Genomic DNA, 18586 nt, shown 5'->3' with positions numbered 1-18586 from the left:
GTTCTTCGTACGGCGACTGTTCCTCGTACGGCGACTGTTCCTCGCACGACGACGGGGGCGCTCCCCGCACGGAGCGCCCCCGTCGCCGTGAGCCCCGTCGCCGTGAACCGCCCGGCTACTTGGCGCGGTCGAAGTCGATGGCGCTGTAGGCGCGCAGCTTGGCGAGCCGGTGGTCGGAGTCGATCTTGCGGATGGTGCCCGACTTGGAGCGCATCACCAGGGACGACGTGGACGCGCTCTCCGCGCCGTAGCGCACGCCGCGCAGCAGCTCGCCGTCGGTGATGCCGGTCGCGACGAAGAAGACGTTGTCGCCGCTGACCAGGTCGTCGGTGGTCAGGGTGCGGTCCAGGTCGTGACCGGCGTCGAGGGCCCGCTGCCGCTCCTCCTCGTCCTTGGGCCACAGCTTGCCCTGGATGACACCGCCCAGGCACTTGATGGCGCAGGCGCTGATGATGCCCTCGGGGGTGCCGCCGATGCCCATCAGGAGGTCGACGCCGGTGCCCTCGCGCACGGCCATGATCGAACCGGCCACGTCGCCGTCCGAGATGAACCGGATGCGCGCGCCGGTCTCGCGGATCTCCTTGACGATGCCCTCGTGCCGCGGCCGGTCCAGGATGACGACGGTGACGTCCTCGGGGGCGGACCTCTTGGCCTTGGCGACGCGACGGATGTTGACCGAGACCGGGGCGTCGATGTCCACGTAGTCGGCGGCCTCGGGGCCGGTGACCAGCTTGTCCATGTAGAAGACGGCGGACGGGTCGAACATGGCGCCGCGGTCGGCGGCGGCGAGCACCGCGATCGCGTTCGGCATGCCCTTGGCGGTGAGCGTGGTGCCGTCGATCGGGTCGACGGCGATGTCGACCTCGGCGCCGGTGCCGTCGCCGATGCGCTCGCCGTTGAAGAGCATCGGCGCCTCGTCCTTCTCGCCCTCCCCGATGACGACGACGCCGTTCATCGACACGGTGTGGACGAGGGTCCGCATGGCCCTGACGGCGGCACCGTCCGCGCCGTTCTTGTCGCCGCGGCCGACCCAGCGGCCCGCGGCCATGGCGGCGGCTTCGGTGACCCGGACGAGTTCCAGGGCGAGGTTGCGGTCGGGGGCCTCCGGGGAGACCTCGAGCTCGGACGGCAGGGAGTGATGCTCGGTCATCGAGGCGCACCTTTCTGATACGAGATAAGGACTGCGCCCGTGGGGCGTCCGCGGAAGGGCGGCGGCGGGAGACGGGCGGGCGGCCGGATGAGGGTGATGGGTCGACTCTATCCGCAGGTCGAAAGAATGAGCAGGGCGCCCTACACCTGAGCGGGGGTGGGGCGGAGCCGGGGCCGCCACGGGGACCTGCGACGATGGGGGTGTGGCAGGCAGAAATGGCAAGCAGACCGTGCGGAACATGCTGCTCTCGATGGCCGTCATCGGCATCGTCGCAGCGGTCATCTACGTCTTCGTCCCGCACGACGACACCGAGGAACCCGTCAAGCGGGTCGACTACCGCGTCGAGCTCCTCACGGCACGGCGGGCCGCGGCCTACCCGGTGGCGGCGCCCAAGGGCCTGCCGAAGTCGTGGAAGCCGACGACGGTGCGCTACAACGGCGCGGACCACGACAGCTGGCACCTGGGCTTCCTCGACCCGGCGGGCGAGTACGTGGCGATCAAGCAGTCCACGGGCAAGCCCGCCCGGTTCATCGACTCGGCCACCCAGAGCGCCAAGAGGACCGACCGCACGGAGAAGATCGCGGGCAGGACCTGGCAGCGCTACGAGGGCGACCGCTACGACGCGCTCGTCCTGCGGGACGAGGGCGCGACCACGGTGGTGCTCGGCACGGCGCCGTTCACGCAGCTGACGGCGATGGCGGAGTCCCTCGAGATGAAGCGGACGCCGGTCCGCACGGACGCGTGACGCCTTCGGGCGCCAGGTGACGCGAAGAGGCCCCCGGCGGTTGCCGGGGGCCTCTTCGCGTACGCGTGCCGGTGTGGTTCAGACGGTCGTGATGACGTCGTCGAAGGCCAGGCGCGGGGAGCGCGGGAACCAGGCGTCATCGCCCGGCTTGCCGATGTTGACGACCATCAGCGGGGTGTGGTCGTCGTCGAGGAACTCCTTCTGCACACCGGCGAAGTCGAACCCGGTCATCGGGCCGGCGGCCAGGCCCGCGGCGCGGACGCCCACGATGAAGTAGGCGGCCTGGAGGGAGGCGTTCAGCGCGGCGGCCTGCTCACGGGCGGTGCGCTCGGAGAAGAACGCGTCCTTGGCCTGCGGGAAGTGCGGGAAGAGCTGCGGCAGCTCCTCGTGGAACTCGTTGTCGGCGGCCAGGATCGCGACGAGCGGCGCCGTGGCGGTCTTCGGCCGGTTGCCCTCGGCCATGTGCCGCACCAGGCGCTCGCGGGCCTCGGGGGAGCGGACCAGGGTCACGCGGAGCGGGGACTGGTTGAACGCCGTCGGGCCGTACTTGACCAGGTCGTAGATCGCCTGGACCTGCTCGTCGGTGACGGGCTCGTCGGTGAAGGTGTTGGCGGTGCGGGCCTCGCGGAAGAGCAGGTCCTGGGCGGCGGGGTCAAGAACGAGGGACATCTTTCAACCTTCTCGATACGTAGCTGAGGGCTCCGGCCGGGGGTGCGGGGAGCACGTGGGGGTGCGGGTCACGGGCGCCGGCCGGTGAGATCGACAGTACGCCATTGAGGTTCAATCTTCAACTAAAACTGGGGCGTGGTGATCTGCTTCACAGGAGAGCGGCGGGTTCAGCCCGCGTCGTCCCCGGTCCCGGCGCCCGCACCGGTGCGGGGCTCGTCCTCGCCGTCGGCCAGGGCCGCGTCGAGGCGGGCGCGGGCACCGTCGAGCCAGCGGCGGCACACGGCGGCCAGCTCCTCGCCGCGCTCCCAGAGCGCCAGGGACTCCTCGAGCGTGGTGCCCCCGGCCTCCAGGCGGCGCACCACGTCGATGAGCTCGTCCCTGGCCTGCTCGTACCCGAGCGCCGAGGCTTCCGTGTCCGTACCGCTGGTCATGCGCCCACCCTAATTGTCGACTCGTACCGTGAACTCGCCGTCGGCGACCCGGGCCCGCAGCTCCTCGCCGGAGGTCACCTCGTCCGCCGCCCGGACCACCGCGCCGCCGTCCGCCTTCTTCTGGAGCACCGCGTACCCGCGCTGGAGCGTGGCGGCGGGGGAGAGGGCGACCACGCGCGCGTGCGTGTGCGTCAGCTCCGACTGCGCGCGGTCCAGGAGGTGGCCGAGCATACGCCGCGCGCGGTCCACGTACGCCGTGACCTGGTCCTCGCGCTCCTCGACCATGCGGTGCGGGTGCTCCATGCAGGGGCGGGCCAGGGCGTGCGCGAGGCCGCGCTCCTCGCGGTCCAGGAACGCCGTCACGCTGCGGCGCGCGCGGTCCCGCAGGAACGCCACGCGCTCGTACTCCTCACCGACGTCCGGCACGACCCGCTTCGCGGCGTCCGTCGGCGTCGACGCCCGCACGTCCGCGACATGGTCGAGCAGGGGGTTGTCCGGCTCGTGCCCGATCGCGGACACCACGGGCGTACGGCACGAGGCCACCGTGCGCACCAGCTGCTCGTCCGAGAACGGCAGCAGGTCCTCCACGCTGCCGCCGCCGCGCGCCACGACGATCACGTCGACCTCGGCGAGCGCGTCGAGCTCCCGCACCGCCTGCACCACCTGCGGGACGGCGTGCACGCCCTGCACCGCGACGTTGCGCACCTCGAAGCGGACGGCCGGCCAGCGGTGCCTGGCGTTCTCCAGGACGTCGCGCTCCGCGGCCGATGCCCGCCCGCAGACCAGGCCGACGAGCTGCGGCAGGAACGGCAGCGGCTTCTTGCGCTCCGGCGCGAACAGGCCCTCGGCGGCCAGGGACTTCTTCAGCTGCTCCAGGCGTGCGAGCAGCTCGCCGACGCCCACCGGCTTTATCTGCGCGGCCCGCAGGGAGAGCTGGCCCCGCGGCGCGTACCACTCGGGCTTCGCGTGGACGACGACGCGGGCGCCCTCGGACACGACGTCCGCGACGGCGTCGAACACCTGGCGGTAGCACGTGACGCTCACGGAGATGTCGTGCGACGGGTCGCGCAGCGTCAGGAAGACGACCCCGGCGCCGGGGCGGCGGGACAGCTGCGTGATCTGTCCCTCGACCCAGACCGCACCGAGCCGGTCGATCCAGCCTCCGATGAGCCGGGACACCTCCCCGACGGGCAGGGGTGCGTCCGGGGACGTGTTGAGAGCCATCCCGCGAGCGTATCGGCCCCCACCGACAGCCCCCGGCCCGCCGGGGTCCCGGCCCGGCGCGGAACCACCCGCCCGTCCCGCACCCGGACCCCGTACACCGGTGTGCCGCGGCTACGCCTCCCCCCGCCGGACCCCCTGCACCCCCAGGATCACCAACCCCACCCCCAGCCAGACGGCCCCCACCACCTGCGCGGACCCGGAGGCCTCGACGATCACGGCCACCACGATCGCCGCCCCGAGCACCGGCACCAGGACGTGCCGCCACCAGCTCACGGGGCCGCCCCGGCGCCGGACCGCGAACCACCCCACCACGCTCGCGTGCAGCAGGAAGAAGGCGGTCAGCGCCCCGATGTCGACGACCGACACCAGATGGTCCATCCCGTCGTCGCGCCGCGCCGCCCACACGGCCGCCACCAGCGTGACGACGGCCGCGAACAGCAGCGCGACCCGCGGCGTACCCGACTCGGTCTTCGACAGGGCCCGCGGCAGCCGCCGGTCCCTGCCCATCGCGAACAGCAGCCGCCCCGCGGCCGCCTGCCCCGCCAGCGCCGCGAAGGCCGCGCCGATCGCCTTGCTGACCGCCACCAGGTCGTGCAGCCAGTCCCCGACGGAGGCGTCCACCGCCGAGTAGAAGGCGGACCCCTGGTCACCGGGCTCGGCGGCGAGGTCCGCGGACGACACCGGCGTAAGGAGGGCCACCAGATACGTCTGCGCCACGAACAGCACACCCGTCAGGACCAGGCAGAACAGCACCGCCCGCGCCACCTTCGCCGAGCCCCCCGTCACCTCCTCGGCGAACGAGGCGATCGCGTCGAAGCCGAGGTACGAAAGGACCGCCACCGACACGGCGCCGACCACCGCCGACAGGGCGAACGCACCCTGCGTGCCGTCACCCGTGAGGGGCGAGAGCCAGCCCCGCTCGGCCCCGTCCCGCGCGAGCACCACGACCGCCGCCACCACGAACACCAGCAGCACCACGATCTCCAGGGCGAGCACCGCGAACCCCACCCGGGCGGCGGGCCGCACCCCCCACAGGTTCAGGGCCGTCGTCAGGGCCACCGCGATCGCCGTCCACACCCATCGGGACACCGACGGCACCAGCTCGTGCATGGCGATCCCGGAGAACAGATAGGCGACGGCGGGGATCAGCAGATAGTCCAGCATCGCCATCCAGCCCGCGACGAAGCCGGGCCCGTTGCCGAGGCCCACGCGCGCGTAGGCGAACACCGAGCCCGCCTGGGGGACCACCTTGACCATCTGCGCGTAGCTGAAGGCGGTGAACGCCATCGCGATCGTCGCGATGACGTAGACCAGCGCCACCGCGCCGTGCGACTTGGCGTCGAGCGTCCCGAAGACTCCTACGGGGGCCATCGGGGCGATGAAGAGGAGACCGTAGACGACGAGGTCCCGGAACCCGAGACTCCGTCTGAGACCGTCCTTGCCTCCGGCGGCGCCGGGCGTACCGGTCGCGCCGGGCGTACCGGTCGCATCAGCCGTACCGTCCGTACCGGTCCCGTCAGGGGGTACCTCCCCGTCCGGTGGGAGGGGCGCATTCGTCGAGTGGGGGGACATCGGGCCTCCGGGGTGCCTCCGCTGGTCGCGAACTGGCTCCCAGTCTCCCCACTCGGGCGATCTTTGACCTGTCGTACGCGGCCTTACGATGGTCGGTATGACTGCAACGCCTGGCACCCGCCGTGTCCTGCTCGCCGCTCCCCGTGGCTACTGCGCGGGCGTGGACCGTGCCGTGATCGCCGTCGAGAAGGCCCTGGAGCAGTACGGGTCCCCGATCTACGTCCGCCACGAGATCGTCCACAACAAGTACGTCGTGCAGACTCTGGAGAAGAAGGGCGCCGTCTTCGTCGACCAGGTCGAGGAGGTGCCCGAGGGCTCCATCGTGATGTTCTCGGCGCACGGCGTCGCCCCGACCGTCCACGCGGAGGCCGCCGAGCGCAAGCTCGCCACGATCGACGCGACCTGCCCGCTGGTGACCAAGGTCCACAAAGAAGCGGTGCGGTTCGCCAAGGAGGACTTCGACATCCTCCTGATCGGCCACGAGGGGCACGAGGAGGTCATCGGCACCTCCGGCGAGGCCCCCGACCACATCACGCTGGTCGACGGCCCCGACGACGTGGCGAACGTCGAGGTCCGCGACCCCGACAAGGTCGTCTGGCTCTCCCAGACCACGCTCTCCGTCGACGAGACCATGGAGACGGTGGGGGCACTCCAGAACAAGTTCCCGAATCTGCTCTCGCCGCCGAGCGACGACATCTGCTACGCCACGCAGAACCGCCAGATCGCGGTCAAGAAGCTCGCGGAGGACGCCGAGCTCGTCATCGTCGTCGGCTCCAAGAACTCCTCGAACTCGATCCGCATGGTCGAGGTCGCCCTGGAGGCGGGCACCCCCGCGTCGCACCTGGTGGACAACGCCGGCGAGATCGACGAGGCCTGGCTCGAAGGTGTCACCACCGTCGGCCTGACCTCGGGCGCCTCCGTCCCCGACGTCCTGGTGGACGGCGTCATCGAGTGGCTGGCCGAGCGCGGGTACGCGGACGTGGAGACGGTGAAGACGGCCGACGAGTCGATCACGTTCTCGCTGCCCAAGGAGCTGCGCAGGGACCTGCGCGCGGAGGCCGCGGAGCTGTCCGCGGGGCAGTGAGCGGGCGCTTCGTACCGCAGGGTGCTCCGCACCCCGGGGCGCCCGGCACCGTAACGTGGGACCCATGCAGATCTTCGGTGTGGACATCGGCGGATCAGGGATCAAGGGCGCGCCCGTGGACCTGGAGCGCGGCGACCTGGCGCAGGAGCGGCACAAGGTGCTGACACCGCATCCGGCCACGCCCCACGGCGTGGTCGACTGCGTGCGCGAGGTCGTCGAGCACTTCGAGTGGACGGGCCCGGTCGGCGTGACCTTCCCCGGCGTGATCACGCACGGCACGGCACGCTCGGCGGCGAACGTCGACAAGAGCTGGATCGGTACGGACATCAGCCGCCTGGTCTCCGAGCGCATCGGGGGCGCGCCGGTGACCGTCCTGAACGACGCGGACGCGGCGGGCGTCGCCGAGATGCACTTCGGCGCGGGCCGCGGCCGCACCGGCACGGTCATCGTCCTGACCCTGGGCACGGGCATCGGCAGCGCCCTGTTCACCGACGGCCGCCTGGTGGCGAACACCGAGCTCGGCCATCTGGAGCTGCACGGCCACGACGCCGAGAAGCGCGCCTCCTCCAAGGCCCGCGAGGACGAGGACCTGAGCTGGGAGCACTGGGCGGGACGCCTGCGGAAGTACCTGGCGCACGTGGAGATGCTGTTCTCGCCCGAGCTGTTCGTCATCGGCGGCGGCGTCAGCCGCAAGGCCCACAAGTTCCTGCCCCTGATCGAGGGCATCGAGGCCGAGATCGTCCCGGCGGAGTTGCAGAACAACGCGGGGATCGTGGGTGCGGCTATGGCGGCGCGGGCTCAGGCGCAGGGCGCCTGAGAGCGGCGCGGTCACTGGCCCATCCACCGGAGGGGCACCCTGGCTCTTCCACCGGCGCGGCCTCTGGCCCATCCACCGGAGGGGCACCCTGGCCCCTCCTCCAGCGTGGTCTCTGACCCATCCACCGGAGGGGGCACCCTCGCCCCTCCACTGGCGCGGCACCCTACCCCTCCATCGGCGCGGGTCCCTGGCCCGTCCGGCCCATCCACCGGGGGGGCCAGGACGGCCCGCCGCTGCTGCCGCCGCCGCTGCCTCAGGAAGCGGGCACGCGCCGCTGTGGGGGCCGCATCTGTCCCGGGCCCTGTCCCGGGCCCTGGCCGTGCCGCTGCTGCCACAGGCGCTGCTGGCGGCGGCGCGTCATCAGCTTGATCTTGCGGGTGGTCGCGATGACACCGGCGACCAGCGTGCCGCCGTACAGCCAGCCCGCGTGCATCGCGAGCGCGGTGAGCAGCCCTATGACCTGCCCGCCGAAGCCGTCGGAGCCGCCGCAGATCGGCAGGATCCCGGCGGCGAACGCGATCGGCACCGCGACGGGCGCGCTCACCAGGTCGGCGGGCCGCACCCACAGGGCGGTGAGGGCGCTCACGGGCAGGAACAGCACGCCGTACGCGACGAGCGAGCCGCCGAAGAGCAGCCGCAGCAGGCACGCGAGCAGGAACATCACGGCGGCGGCGAAGAGGCCGCTGCCGAGCCCGGTGAGGCGCGGGTTCGGCATCCTGCGCAGTGCCCGGTACAGCGGTACGCGGCTGATCCTGCGGTACAGCGGGCTTCTGCGCAGGGCGCGGGCGAGCGGTGACGCGGGCCCGCGGGGGCGCGGCGGGGTCGAGGGGACGGGGGGCTCCATGGGGCTGCCTTGTTCGGGCAGCGGCGCGTTCCGGCGCGGCCTGGCGCCCGGCGGACGAGTCCTGTGTTGCTCCACCGGACCAACCTAGGTCCGGCCGTACCGATAATCCGGATTGGGACACGCGTTTCGGCCGAGCTTGGCCGAGCGTTCGACAGAGCGGCGGTACGGTACGGGCCCGGCGGCCCCGTACCGCGGGGCCGCCGGGCGCCCGACGGCGGGGCGGGGCGGCACACGACACGCCGTAGACTGGTGGATCGCCTGGAGCGCTCGGACGAACAGGGCGGTGCGCAGCACCCTCCGCCATCCGGCCGCCCACCCGGCAGTCACCAGCCCCTCACGTACGGGAAGTCGCAACGTGTCGCTCACGATCGGAATCGTCGGTCTGCCCAACGTCGGCAAGTCGACCCTGTTCAACGCCCTGACCAAGAACGACGTCCTTGCGGCCAACTACCCGTTCGCGACGATCGAGCCGAACGTGGGCGTGGTCGGCGTCCCCGACCCGCGCCTGACGAAGCTGGCCGAGATCTTCGGTTCGGCGCGGGTGCTGCCCGCGACGGTCGACTTCGTCGACATCGCGGGCATCGTGCGCGGCGCCAGCGAGGGTGAGGGCCTCGGCAACAAGTTCCTCGCGAACATCCGCGAGTCCGACGCGATCTGCCAGGTCATCCGGGCCTTCAAGGACGAGAACGTCGTCCACGTCGACGGCAAGGTCTCGCCCAAGGACGACATCGAGACGATCAACACCGAGCTGATCCTCGCCGACCTCCAGACCATCGAGAAGGTCCTGCCGCGCCTCCAGAAGGAGTCGCGCATCAAGAAGGACATCGCCCCGAAGGTCAAGGCGGTCGAGGAGGCCAAGGAGATCCTGGAGAAGGGCGACACGCTCTTCTCGCAGGGCATCGTCCAGGGCTCGGACCGCTCCGAACTCCTGCACGACCTGCACCTGCTCACCACCAAGCCGTTCCTCTACGTCTTCAACGTCGACGAGGACGAGCTGACGGACGACGACTTCAAGGCGGAGCAGCGCGCCCTGGTCGCCCCCGCCGAGGCGATCTTCCTCAACGCGAAGCTGGAGGCCGACCTCGCGGAGCTGGACGACGACGAGGCCCTCGAACTCCTCCAGTCCGTCGGCCAGGAGGAGCCAGGCCTCGCCACCCTCGCCCACGTCGGTTTCCGCACCCTGGGCCTCCAGACCTACCTGACGGCAGGCCCGAAGGAATCCCGCGCCTGGACCATCAAGAAGGCCGCCACGGCCCCCGAGGCAGCCGGTGTCATCCACACCGACTTCCAGAAGGGCTTCATCAAGGCCGAGGTCATCTCCTTCGACGACCTCGTCGCCACGGGTTCGGTCGCCGAGGCCCGCGCGGCGGGGAAGGCTCGTATGGAGGGCAAGGAGTATGTGATGCAGGACGGGGATGTGGTGGAGTTTCGGTTCAACGTGTGACCCACGCGGCACCGCGGACCAGACGGCTGGGTCGGACGGGGTCGGCCCGGGACCGGGTCGGCCCCGTTCGCGTATCCGTGGCCAGGATCGGGGCGAGGCGGGCCGGGGCGCCCCCGCGGCGAGCGCTTCCCGAGGGACCGCCGCGCAGGGAACCGCCCCGTGGAAGGGTGCCTACCGTCCGGTGAAGGGGCGTGGCGCGGTCTGGGCCGGGCTTCGGTCCGGTGTGGCGTGGCACGTGACGTCGCGGGGCGGCAGCGTACCGGTGGCCAGGTAGCCCATGGCCACGTTCGCGGCGCAGGAGTTGGTGACCTCGCCGAACACCACCCCGTGTCCCTCGCCCTCGTCGACGGTGACCATCCGGGATCCCTTGAGGGCCCGGTGCATTCCGCGCCCGACGGTGAGCGGAGTGGCCGCGTCCCATTCGTTCTGCACGATCAGGGCCTTGTTCCGGTTGTCGACCTCGGTGACGGGCTCCGTACCGCGCGGCAGGAAGGCGCAGGGGATGATGGTGGAGGCGAAGTCGCCGTACAGCGGGTAGCGGGCGCCGTCGCGGAAGGCGTCGCGGTGGTAGGTCTTGGGGTCGCGGGGCCAGGCGGCGTCGGCGCAGAACACGGCGTGCTGGCTGGCGGTCGCGTTGTCGTCGGGCTGTGCGGTGGCGGGCAGGTGCAGCGTCCCGTGTCCCTTGGCGGCGCGTTTCAGTTGCACGACGGCTTCGGCGCCCTGGCGGACGCTGAAGAAGGCGGGACGCAGGGCCTCGCGCACGCCGGCGCCGTCCAGCTTCCCGTCGGCGGTGGCGATCGGGGTGGCGTCGGCGCGGGCGACGAGTTTCCAGACGGTCCGCGTGACGGCGGCCGGGGAGGTGCCGAGGTGGTAGGTGCCGTCCCGTTCGGCGGTCCACTTCGCCCAGCGTTCGAAGGCGGGCTCGGACTCGCTCGCCCAGCTCTGGAAGGTGCCGCGCCACATCCGCTTGGGGTCGACGGCGCTGTCGAGCACGAAGCGGTCGGCGCGGTGCGGGAAGAGCTGCATGTAGACGGCGCCGAGGGCGGTGCCGTACGAGACGCCGAAGTAGTTGAGCTTCTTCTCGCCGAGGACGGCGCGCAGGAGGTTCATGTCGCGGGCGGTGTTGCGGGTGGTCATGTGCGGCAGCCGGTCACCGGCGGCCGCCCGGCACTTGGCGGCGAAGGTCCTGGCCCAGGCCTCGTTCGCGGCGGCGTCACCGGTGGTGCGGGTGGCACGCGGGTAGTGCTGTTCGGCGGCGGTGAGCCCGCACCGGACGGGGGTGCTCCTGCCGACGCCGCGCGTGTCGAAGCCGACCATGTCGTACTGGTCACGGACGGCCCTCGGCAGCTTCTGGCCGACATCCAGGGGCAGGTCCAGCCCCGGATCGCCCGGCCCTCCCGGATTGAACGTCAGCACGCCGCGGCGCTTGCCGGGCACACTCGTCTCCATCCGCGATATCGCCACGTCGATCCGCTTGCCCTCGGGCGCCCGGTAGTCGAGGGGCACCTTCAACGTCGCGCATCGGAAAGCGGCGGGCTTGTCCGGCGCGCACCGCTTCCAGGTGAGTTTCTGCTGGACATAGGGCGCAAGGCCGTCGGGTCGCGCCGTGGGCGCACTCGCGGGACGGGCCGTCCCGTCGGCGGCGGAAGCCGACCCGGCGGTGAGACCGGGGGCGAGCCCGGCGACGAAGCCCAGCGCGAGCACCGGCATCAGACGTCGCTTATCTGTGGATAGCTGCATGTGACGTGCCTTCTGATCGGATATGCATGTGATCAGTTGGATGCAGCTCCTCCACCTTTGCCTGCCTCAGTTGCCACATTGGTTACTTCACGTCGGTCGCAGCTCAGGCCCGGTGGCGCGGCACGGCGGCGAGATGTTCGCCAAGGGTGTGTGCCTCCGGTGCGGGGTTGGCGGTCTTCACCGTACGGAAACGGCGGCGGGGGAGCGGGCTCGAATGGCCCGCCCCCCGCCGTTGCCCAACGTCCGGCCAGTCGGCCTCAGCCAAGGACCAGCAAGGTCGCGATGCCCGGGCCGAAGGCGCCGCCCAGTTGGTAGCTGAGGGCGAAGAGGCCGATGGCTGTGGGGCGCTGGGTGTCGGTCGTGGCAGTGGCGGCGTGTATGGAGAGGGTGGCGTTGGCGCCGGTCGCCGTGAACGCCGTCGCGCCGGCCGCGAGCAGCAGCAGGGGGCCGGACGTCGCGAAGACGGCGGTGAGGATCGCTGCCGCGGCCACCGTGACCAGCACCCCGCGCACCGCCGCCCTGCCCATCCGCGCCGCGTTCGCCGCCAGCAGCCACGACAGTGCGGACGCCGTCAGGAGGGTCACCAGCTGGCCCGTGCCGATCGCCCCCTTCGACCAGTCCGCGCGGTCCCGCAGCAGGCTCGGCACGGTGAAGAGCAGGGTGAAGTACGTGGTCGACAGCGCACCGCCAAGCACCGCGGAGATGAGGAACAGCGGCGAGCGCAGGAGCTGGACCGAGACGAAGCCCTCCGGGCGGCGGCGGATGTGCAGGGCCAGGAGGGCGCCGGTCAGGAGCGCGCCCACCAGCGCCGCAAGCGGTGCCGTCGGCAGCAGGATCAGCGACGTCGCCAGCGCGATGAGCAGTGCCGCCCCGCGCGCGTCGAAGCCGCCTCCGCCCGGCTTCGTCCCCCGCGTGTACCGCGCCACCACCGGTACGGCGAGGACCGCCACCGCCGACACCCCGAACGCCGGCCGCCACGACACCGCGTCCGTCAGCGTCGCCCCCAGCAGCGGCCCCGCCGCCCCGAGGACACCGAAACCGGAGCTGATCACGCCCATCCTGCGTGCGTTCCCCGCCAGGTTCATCGCCGCCGCCACCAGGCCCGCGCCGCCCAGCGACTGCGCCACCCGGCCCGCCAGCGCCACCGGCAGCCACGGCGCGACCGCCACCAGCGCCGTGCCGCCGAGCACCAGCGCCGTGCTCAGGCGCAGCAGCGGCTGGAAACCGTACCGCCGCAGCAGCGCCGCAAGCAGCGGCGTACCCGCCGCCATCCCCCAGGCGAAAGCGGTCACCATCCATGTCGCCGTGGCCGTCCCGACCCCCAGGGAGCGCGCCATGTCCGGCAGGATCAGCACGGGGGCGTTGGCCCCCGCCGCCACCGGAGCCGCCAGCAACGCCAGCCATATGACGGGGACTTGCCCGGGTGCGCGTTCCCTTCCGGGGGCGCTCGTGCCCTTTGGCGCGGGTGCCGATGGTGAGGAGGGTGCGGTGACTGCTGCGGGTGCGGCGGGTGTGGCGGTTGTCGCTGCTACGCGTGTGGCGGCTGCTGCGGGAGCGGTGGGTGCGGTGGTGCTGGACATGGTGACCCCCTGGAGCGGGACGGGCTGAGCACGGTGGAGGTGAGGGAGGGGCGCGGCTGCGCGGTCAGGTGCGGTGGCGGGTTCCGCCGGGTGCGCGGGGCGGGGCGCGGTGCGCGACGGCGAGCGTCGCCCGGGCCGCCCCCGCCCTCAGAGCGCCGTCACGACATCCCCGTACCCGAGCCGCGGCAGCCGCGGGAACCACGCGTCGTCGCCCGGCCTGCCGATGTTGACCACCATCAGGGGCTCGTGGTCGGCGTCCAGGAACTCCGCGCGCAGGCCCTCGGCGTCGTATCCGGTCATCGGGCCCGCGGCCAGGCCCGCCGCCCGGACGCCGATGAGGAAGTACGCGGCCTGGAGCGCGCCGTTGAGCAGGGCGGACTGTTCGCGGACCGCGCGGTCGGAGAAGTACAGCTCACCCGCCCGCGGGGCGTGCGGCACGAGGCGGGGCAGCTCCTCGTGGAACTCGTGGTCCGTGGCGAGGACCGCGACCAGCGGAGCCGAGGCGGTCTTGGCGCGGTTGCCCTCGTCCATGTGCCCGACCAGGCGCTCGCGGGCCTCGGGGGAGCGGATGAGCAGCACGCGCAGGGGGGACTAGTTGAAGGCGGTCGGGCCGTACTTGACGAGGTCGTAGATCGCCTGGACCTGTGCGTCCGTGACCGGTTCCGCGGTGAAGGCGTTCGCCGTGCGGGCCTCGCGGAAGAGCAGGTCCTGGGCGGCGGGGGCGAGGGCCAGGAGGGGCGTCGCGGGTGCCGTAGTGCTCGGCGCAGTGGGGCTCGACGCATCGGTGCTGGAAGCAGTGGTGCTCGGCGCAGTGGTGCTGGAAGCAGTGGTGCTCGACACGGTGGTGCTCCTCGATCTCGGTACGGCGAAATCGCCGACGCCTACAACTTCGTCTTCGCCTTCGTTTTCTGAAGGCTGAAAATCTGAACGTTGAGATAAAAGCACCGAGTTTTGTTCAGCGTCAAGTGTCTTAACATTGAGATAGTGCGGCGCGCGGTGGGAGTGTGGAGCGCGCCGCGGCCGCGGAACGAGGAGGAGGCAGCCATGAGCGACGCCGTGGACGCGATCATCGGGCAGTGGGAGAAGGAGCGGCCCGAGCTGGCGGGCGACCTCTGGCCCGTCCAGCTGATCGCCCGGGTGCAGCGGGCGAACCGCATCGTCGAGCGGGAGCTGAAGGCCTTCTGCGCCGAGCACGGCGTGGAGGTGGGCGAGTTCGACGTCCTGACCACGCTGTACCGCTCGGGGCCGCCGTACGCCCTGACCGCGGGCGCCTTCCTCAAGGCCGCCATGGTGACCTCCGGCGCGATCACCAACCGCATCGACCGGATGGAGGTCAAGGGCCTGGTCGAGCGCGTGCGGGACGGCGCCGACCGGCGAACCGTCAAGATCAGGCTCACCGAGCGGGGGAAGCGGCTCACGGAGGTCCTGATGACCGGTCATCTGCGCAACCACGCCCGGATCCTCAGCGGCATCGACCCCGCGGAGAGGGAGCGGGCCGTCGTCGTCCTGCGTACGTTCCTGGAGCTGCACGGCGACACGTCGATCACCTGACGGGTGGCGGCGCGGGCCCCGGGGGAGGCGGGTGGAGACCCGGGTCCCGGGGGAGGCGAGGGGCGGCGCGAGCCCCGGGAGGGGCCGGTGGCGGGAGTGGCTCTCGTGGCCGGTGGGGCGCGGACATCCGCGCGAGAAGCCCGCGGCGCAGAAGCGTGGAGTGGCCACGGTGGCTGAAATCCCGCCACCACAGCCCTCCGCAACGCTCCGCGCCACGGCGGCCAGGGCCCGGTGTCGCCGCCCGGACCAGGCGTTATCTCCCGCGTCCCGGACGAAATGCACGGATTGCTGCCGCCATGTCATGGCGGGGGCATGGCAGTCGTGTTACGTCCGAACACTGCCCTTGTGGGTTTCCTATGGATCGGTCAATCTTTCGACGGCGACAGAGAGTTGAACACTGATCAACTTGGCGTGACCCGTCTCCCAAACATTGTCATGCCCTTGTCGCATCCCCCACCAACGCACCACCGATTGAGGAGGACCCCTCAGATGGCAGTGATGCGTCACCCCCGCCGAAGACTGGCCGGCATAGGCACCCTCTCCCTGACCGCCGCCACGGCCGTCGCCCTCGGTGTCGTGTCCGCGCTCCCCGCGAGCGCGCAGCCGCAGGCCGCCGAAGGCCGGATCCAGTACGCCGGTGCCCCCGGCGCGATCGCGAACAGCTACATCGTCACGCTCGACGCGGACGCCGCGAAGGCCGACTCCCCGGCCGGCAGGGCACTGGCCGAGAAGCACGGGGCCGAGATCGAGCGTACGTTCAAGAAGGTCCTGAACGGCTACGAGGTGCAGGCCTCCGAGTCCGAGGCGAAGAGGTTCGCCGCCGACCCGGCCGTCACCTCCGTCGTGCAGAACCGGACGTACACGGTCGCCGCCACCCAGAACAACCCGCCGTCATGGGGTCTGGACCGCATCGACCAGCGCAACCTCCCGCTGGACCAGAAGTACACCTACCCGGACAGGGCCGGTGAGGGCGCCACCGTCTACGTCATCGACACCGGTGTCCGCAAGACGCACCAGGACTTCGGCGGCCGTGCCGTCGACGGCTACGACGCCATCGACAACGACAACGTCGCCCAGGACGGCCACGGCCACGGGACGCACGTCGCCGGCACCGTCGGCGGAACCGCGTACGGCGTCGCCAAGAAGGCCAGGATCGTCGGCGTCCGCGTGCTCAACAACTCGGGGTCGGGCACCACGGCGCAGGTCGTCGCGGGCATCGACTGGGTGACGCGCAACGCCACCAAGCCCGCCGTCGCCAACATGAGCCTCGGCGGCCCGGCCGACAGCGCGATCGACACCGCCGTACGCAACTCCATCGCCGCCGGCATCACCTACGCCGTCGCCGCGGGGAACGAGTCCACCAACGCCTCGACGCGCTCACCCGCGCGCGTCACCGAGGCCATCACCGTCGGTGCCACCACCAACACCGACGCCAAGGCGAGCTACTCGAACTTCGGTACGGTCCTCGACCTGTTCGCCCCGGGCTCCAACATCACCTCGGCGTGGAACACCAACGACACGGCGACCAGCACCATCTCGGGTACGTCGATGGCGTCGCCGCACGTCGCGGGCGCCGCGGCCCTGTACGTCGCCGAGAACCCGACGGCCACCCCGGCCCAGGTGTCCACCGCCCTGACCACGGCCGCGACGCCGAACGTCGTCGGCAGCCCCGGCACGGGCTCGCCCAACCGCCTCCTGTACGTGGGCGGCGGCGGCACCAACCCGCCCGGATCGAAGTTCGAGAACGGCGCGGACTTCGCCATCGCGGACAACGCCACCGTCGAGTCGCCGGTGACGGTCACCGGCGTCACCGGCAACGCCCCCGCGGCGCTCGCCGTCCCGGTCGCCATCAAGCACACCTACGTCGGTGACCTCAAGGTCGAGCTGGTCGCCCCCGACGGCACTGCCTACGTCCTGAAGAACTTCGGCACGGGCGGCAGCGCGGACGACATCAACACCTCGTACACCGTCGACGCCTCGTCGGAGACGGCCAACGGCACCTGGAAGCTGCGCGTGACGGACAACGCGGCCCAGGACGTCGGCACCCTCGACTCGTGGGGGCTGCAATTCTGACGCCGCCTCCCGGCGGCACCGAGCGGTACCAGTAGGCGACTTCGCCCCCGTGGAACGGCCCCGGGTCCCCGGACCCGGCCGACCGCGGGGGCGGGGTCATGTTTGCGTACGGGAGTGCCAACCGCGCTTGCGGGAAGGTTAGTTGATGTCTATAACGCTTCAAAGGCCCTGCGTAAAGCCCTGCACAGCAGGAAATCATCACTTCGAGTGATTCCTTGGCCTAGGGTTGCGACCAACAACCCACGGTTGCCAGGCTGTTGCTGTCTGTCAACCTGATGGGAGTGGCCAGTGACCTTCGGTGAGCAGCCGGCGTATCTGCGCGTCGCGGGTGATCTCCGCAAGAAGATCGTCGACGGTTCGCTGCCTCCGCGCACCCGGCTCCCCTCGCAGGCCAGAATCCGCGAGGAGTACGGGGTCTCGGACACGGTCGCTCTCGAGGCCCGCAAGGTGCTCATGGCCGAGGGCCTGGTCGAGGGCCGCTCCGGTTCCGGCACGTATGTGCGCGAGCGCCCCGACCCCCGCCGCATCGCGCGTACGGGCTTCCGCGGTCCCGGCGTCTCCACCCCCTTCCGGCAGGAGCAGGCGGCCGAGAGCGCCCGCGGCACCTGGGAGTCCCGCAGCGAGCAGGTGGAGGCGAGCACGGCGGTCGCCGAGCGCCTCGACATCCGTGCCGGCGACCGGGTCATGTGCACGAGGTACGTCTTCCGGGACGCGGGCGAGGTCATGATGCTCTCCACGTCCTGGGAGCCCCTCGCCGTCACCGGCCGGACGCCGGTGATGCTCCCGGAGGAGGGGCCCCTCGGCGGCTGCGGGGTGGTGGACCGCATGGCCGCCATCGACGTGATCGTGGACAACGTCGCGGAGGACGTCAGCGCCCGTCCCGGCCTCGCCGAGGAGTTGCTCGCCCTCGGCGGTGTGCCCGGCCACGTCGTCCTCGTCATCCGCCGGACCTACTACGCCTCGGGACGCCCCGTGGAGACCGCCGACATCGTGGTGCCCGCGGACCGCTATCGGGTCGCCTACCACCTGCCGGTGCGCTGACCGCCGACGCGCGGCGGGACCGGCCGGGGCGCCGGGCGCGGGAGCGAGTGCGGTGGCGGTGGTATCCGGCCTTTCTCGTGCCCGGCCGTCGCCGGGGATCCCGGTCCTCGCGGGGGCGCCGGGCGGCCCGGGGCGGCCCGGACCGACGGTGGACCTCCGTGCGGTCGGCGTGGGCGGGGCGCACGTCGTCCGAGGGCAAGTCAACAAACCGTAAAGCAGGAAGAGTTACGGCTCGTGGGGGCCGTGCGGGATCGTTGAGGGGGGCGCGTCCAGGAAAATGCGCCCCCTGGACGCTGGCCGATTGCGTATCTCTTTGTGCAAACTCGTATTCGCTGCGTAAAGGTCGGGCGTAAGCTCGGGCATATGCGGAGTGCGGTTTCCTTACAGATCGAGACGTGGGGCGCGCCGGGGGCGGGGAGCGGAGGGACGGCATGAACGACGGAACGGTCATACTTCCCTGGCTCGTGATACGGCAGGACGACAACGGCAACCGCTACCGCGTCGGCAGGTACGCGACCAAGGCCGAGGCCCAGAAGATGGCGGACAGCCTCGGTGTTCGCGGCAAGGAGAAGCTCTACTGGGTGGAGCGGCTGAGTCCGAACGGCGGACGGTGAAGCCGTA

Annotated in this window: 16 protein-coding genes and 1 pseudogene; 8 read left to right on the top strand and 9 right to left on the bottom strand. The window is 71.5% G+C overall.

Annotated elements, in window-relative coordinates; translation table 11 throughout:
* Positions 1-115: 115 nt before the first annotated feature.
* The gene (gene glpX / locus ACH4DX_RS11950) at positions 116-1150 is read right to left on the bottom strand and encodes a class II fructose-bisphosphatase (protein ID WP_398120204.1); all 1035 of its coding nucleotides are present in this window, start codon (positions 1148-1150) and stop codon (positions 116-118) included.
* 202 nt (positions 1151-1352) lie between these two features.
* On the opposite strand from glpX, the gene ACH4DX_RS11945 reads away from it, so the two are divergent.
* Complete coding sequence (locus ACH4DX_RS11945; RefSeq protein ID WP_398120206.1) at positions 1353-1895, top strand: DUF4245 domain-containing protein; 543 nt, start codon at positions 1353-1355, stop codon at positions 1893-1895.
* A gap of 78 nt (positions 1896-1973) precedes the next feature.
* On the opposite strand, the gene ACH4DX_RS11940 is transcribed toward ACH4DX_RS11945, so the two are convergent.
* From ACH4DX_RS11940 to ACH4DX_RS11925, 4 genes are all read right to left on the bottom strand, one after another.
* Entirely contained in the window at positions 1974-2564 is a 591-nt protein-coding gene (locus ACH4DX_RS11940; protein ID WP_398154970.1) for a malonic semialdehyde reductase, read from the bottom strand.
* A gap of 167 nt (positions 2565-2731) precedes the next feature.
* Positions 2732-2995 carry an exodeoxyribonuclease VII small subunit gene (locus tag ACH4DX_RS11935; protein WP_398154969.1) on the bottom strand — a complete coding sequence of 88 codons (264 nt, stop codon included), beginning with the start codon at positions 2993-2995 and terminating at the stop codon, positions 2732-2734.
* A gap of 9 nt (positions 2996-3004) precedes the next feature.
* Complete coding sequence (xseA, locus tag ACH4DX_RS11930) at positions 3005-4219, bottom strand: exodeoxyribonuclease VII large subunit (protein WP_398154968.1); 1215 nt, start codon at positions 4217-4219, stop codon at positions 3005-3007.
* A 111-nt stretch (positions 4220-4330) separates the two neighbouring features.
* Positions 4331-5791, bottom strand: coding sequence for an APC family permease (locus tag ACH4DX_RS11925; protein ID WP_398154967.1), 1461 nt, complete (start codon positions 5789-5791; stop codon positions 4331-4333).
* Between the two features lie 97 nt (positions 5792-5888).
* Here ACH4DX_RS11925 and ACH4DX_RS11920 point away from each other — a divergent pair, with 97 nt between their 5' ends.
* On the top strand, positions 5889-6875 hold the full coding sequence (locus tag ACH4DX_RS11920) for a 4-hydroxy-3-methylbut-2-enyl diphosphate reductase (RefSeq protein ID WP_398120216.1): 987 nt from the start codon (positions 5889-5891) through the stop codon (positions 6873-6875).
* A 64-nt stretch (positions 6876-6939) separates the two neighbouring features.
* Positions 6940-7692 (top strand): polyphosphate--glucose phosphotransferase, encoded by a 753-nt coding sequence (gene ppgK / locus ACH4DX_RS11915; protein ID WP_398120218.1) that lies wholly within the window; start codon positions 6940-6942, stop codon positions 7690-7692.
* A gap of 253 nt (positions 7693-7945) precedes the next feature.
* Here ppgK and ACH4DX_RS11910 read toward each other — a convergent pair whose 3' ends face one another.
* Complete coding sequence (locus ACH4DX_RS11910) at positions 7946-8536, bottom strand: DUF6542 domain-containing protein (RefSeq protein WP_398120220.1); 591 nt, start codon at positions 8534-8536, stop codon at positions 7946-7948.
* A 355-nt stretch (positions 8537-8891) separates the two neighbouring features.
* On the opposite strand from ACH4DX_RS11910, the gene ychF reads away from it, so the two are divergent.
* Positions 8892-9980, top strand: a complete 1089-nt coding sequence (gene ychF / locus ACH4DX_RS11905) for a redox-regulated ATPase YchF (RefSeq protein ID WP_398120222.1) — start codon at positions 8892-8894, stop codon at positions 9978-9980.
* Between the two features lie 171 nt (positions 9981-10151).
* Here the strand turns inward: ychF and ACH4DX_RS11900 are convergent, their stop codons facing one another.
* The 3 genes and pseudogenes from ACH4DX_RS11900 to ACH4DX_RS11890 form a co-directional block, all read right to left on the bottom strand.
* Positions 10152-11720 carry an alpha/beta hydrolase gene (locus ACH4DX_RS11900; RefSeq protein ID WP_398154966.1) on the bottom strand — a complete coding sequence of 523 codons (1569 nt, stop codon included), beginning with the start codon at positions 11718-11720 and terminating at the stop codon, positions 10152-10154.
* 257 nt (positions 11721-11977) lie between these two features.
* Complete coding sequence (locus ACH4DX_RS11895) at positions 11978-13300, bottom strand: MFS transporter (protein WP_398154965.1); 1323 nt, start codon at positions 13298-13300, stop codon at positions 11978-11980.
* 147 nt (positions 13301-13447) lie between these two features.
* Positions 13448-14032, bottom strand: a pseudogene (locus tag ACH4DX_RS11890) (malonic semialdehyde reductase).
* A gap of 312 nt (positions 14033-14344) precedes the next feature.
* Here ACH4DX_RS11890 and ACH4DX_RS11885 point away from each other — a divergent pair.
* From ACH4DX_RS11885 to ACH4DX_RS11870, 4 genes are all read left to right on the top strand, one after another.
* The gene (locus ACH4DX_RS11885; RefSeq protein ID WP_398120232.1) at positions 14345-14851 is read left to right on the top strand and encodes a MarR family winged helix-turn-helix transcriptional regulator; all 507 of its coding nucleotides are present in this window, start codon (positions 14345-14347) and stop codon (positions 14849-14851) included.
* Between the two features lie 489 nt (positions 14852-15340).
* Complete coding sequence (locus ACH4DX_RS11880; protein ID WP_398154964.1) at positions 15341-16924, top strand: S8 family peptidase; 1584 nt, start codon at positions 15341-15343, stop codon at positions 16922-16924.
* Between the two features lie 288 nt (positions 16925-17212).
* The gene (locus ACH4DX_RS11875; RefSeq protein ID WP_398120236.1) at positions 17213-17965 is read left to right on the top strand and encodes a GntR family transcriptional regulator; all 753 of its coding nucleotides are present in this window, start codon (positions 17213-17215) and stop codon (positions 17963-17965) included.
* A 431-nt stretch (positions 17966-18396) separates the two neighbouring features.
* The gene (locus tag ACH4DX_RS11870) at positions 18397-18579 is read left to right on the top strand and encodes an SPOR domain-containing protein (protein ID WP_030562631.1); all 183 of its coding nucleotides are present in this window, start codon (positions 18397-18399) and stop codon (positions 18577-18579) included.
* The last annotated feature ends 7 nt before the right edge of the window (positions 18580-18586 follow it).

This window comes from Streptomyces sp. NPDC017940, from assembly GCF_044328435.1.
Classification (GTDB): Bacteria; Actinomycetota; Actinomycetes; order Streptomycetales; family Streptomycetaceae; genus Streptomyces.
The sequence above is the reverse complement of the archived record's forward strand: the minus strand, read 5'-3'. Positions and strand labels throughout refer to the sequence as shown.

Excerpts from the sequence above, each read along its gene's own strand:
- ACH4DX_RS11940 (WP_398154970.1), bottom strand. The coding sequence starts at position 2,564 with ATGTCCCTCGTTCTTGACCCCGCCGCCCAGGACCTGCTCTTCCGCGAG.
- ACH4DX_RS11895 (WP_398154965.1), bottom strand. The coding sequence starts at position 13,300 with ATGTCCAGCACCACCGCACCCACCGCTCCCGCAGCAGCCGCCACACGC.
- glpX (WP_398120204.1), bottom strand. The coding sequence starts at position 1,150 with ATGACCGAGCATCACTCCCTGCCGTCCGAGCTCGAGGTCTCCCCGGAG.
- ACH4DX_RS11885 (WP_398120232.1), top strand. The coding sequence starts at position 14,345 with ATGAGCGACGCCGTGGACGCGATCATCGGGCAGTGGGAGAAGGAGCGG.
- ACH4DX_RS11910 (WP_398120220.1), bottom strand. The coding sequence starts at position 8,536 with ATGGAGCCCCCCGTCCCCTCGACCCCGCCGCGCCCCCGCGGGCCCGCG.
- xseA (WP_398154968.1), bottom strand. The coding sequence starts at position 4,219 with ATGGCTCTCAACACGTCCCCGGACGCACCCCTGCCCGTCGGGGAGGTG.
- ACH4DX_RS11935 (WP_398154969.1), bottom strand. The coding sequence starts at position 2,995 with ATGACCAGCGGTACGGACACGGAAGCCTCGGCGCTCGGGTACGAGCAG.
- ACH4DX_RS11870 (WP_030562631.1), top strand. The coding sequence starts at position 18,397 with ATGAACGACGGAACGGTCATACTTCCCTGGCTCGTGATACGGCAGGAC.
- ACH4DX_RS11880 (WP_398154964.1), top strand. The coding sequence starts at position 15,341 with ATGGCAGTGATGCGTCACCCCCGCCGAAGACTGGCCGGCATAGGCACC.
- ACH4DX_RS11920 (WP_398120216.1), top strand. The coding sequence starts at position 5,889 with ATGACTGCAACGCCTGGCACCCGCCGTGTCCTGCTCGCCGCTCCCCGT.
- ACH4DX_RS11900 (WP_398154966.1), bottom strand. The coding sequence starts at position 11,720 with ATGCAGCTATCCACAGATAAGCGACGTCTGATGCCGGTGCTCGCGCTG.
- ppgK (WP_398120218.1), top strand. The coding sequence starts at position 6,940 with ATGCAGATCTTCGGTGTGGACATCGGCGGATCAGGGATCAAGGGCGCG.
- ACH4DX_RS11925 (WP_398154967.1), bottom strand. The coding sequence starts at position 5,791 with ATGTCCCCCCACTCGACGAATGCGCCCCTCCCACCGGACGGGGAGGTA.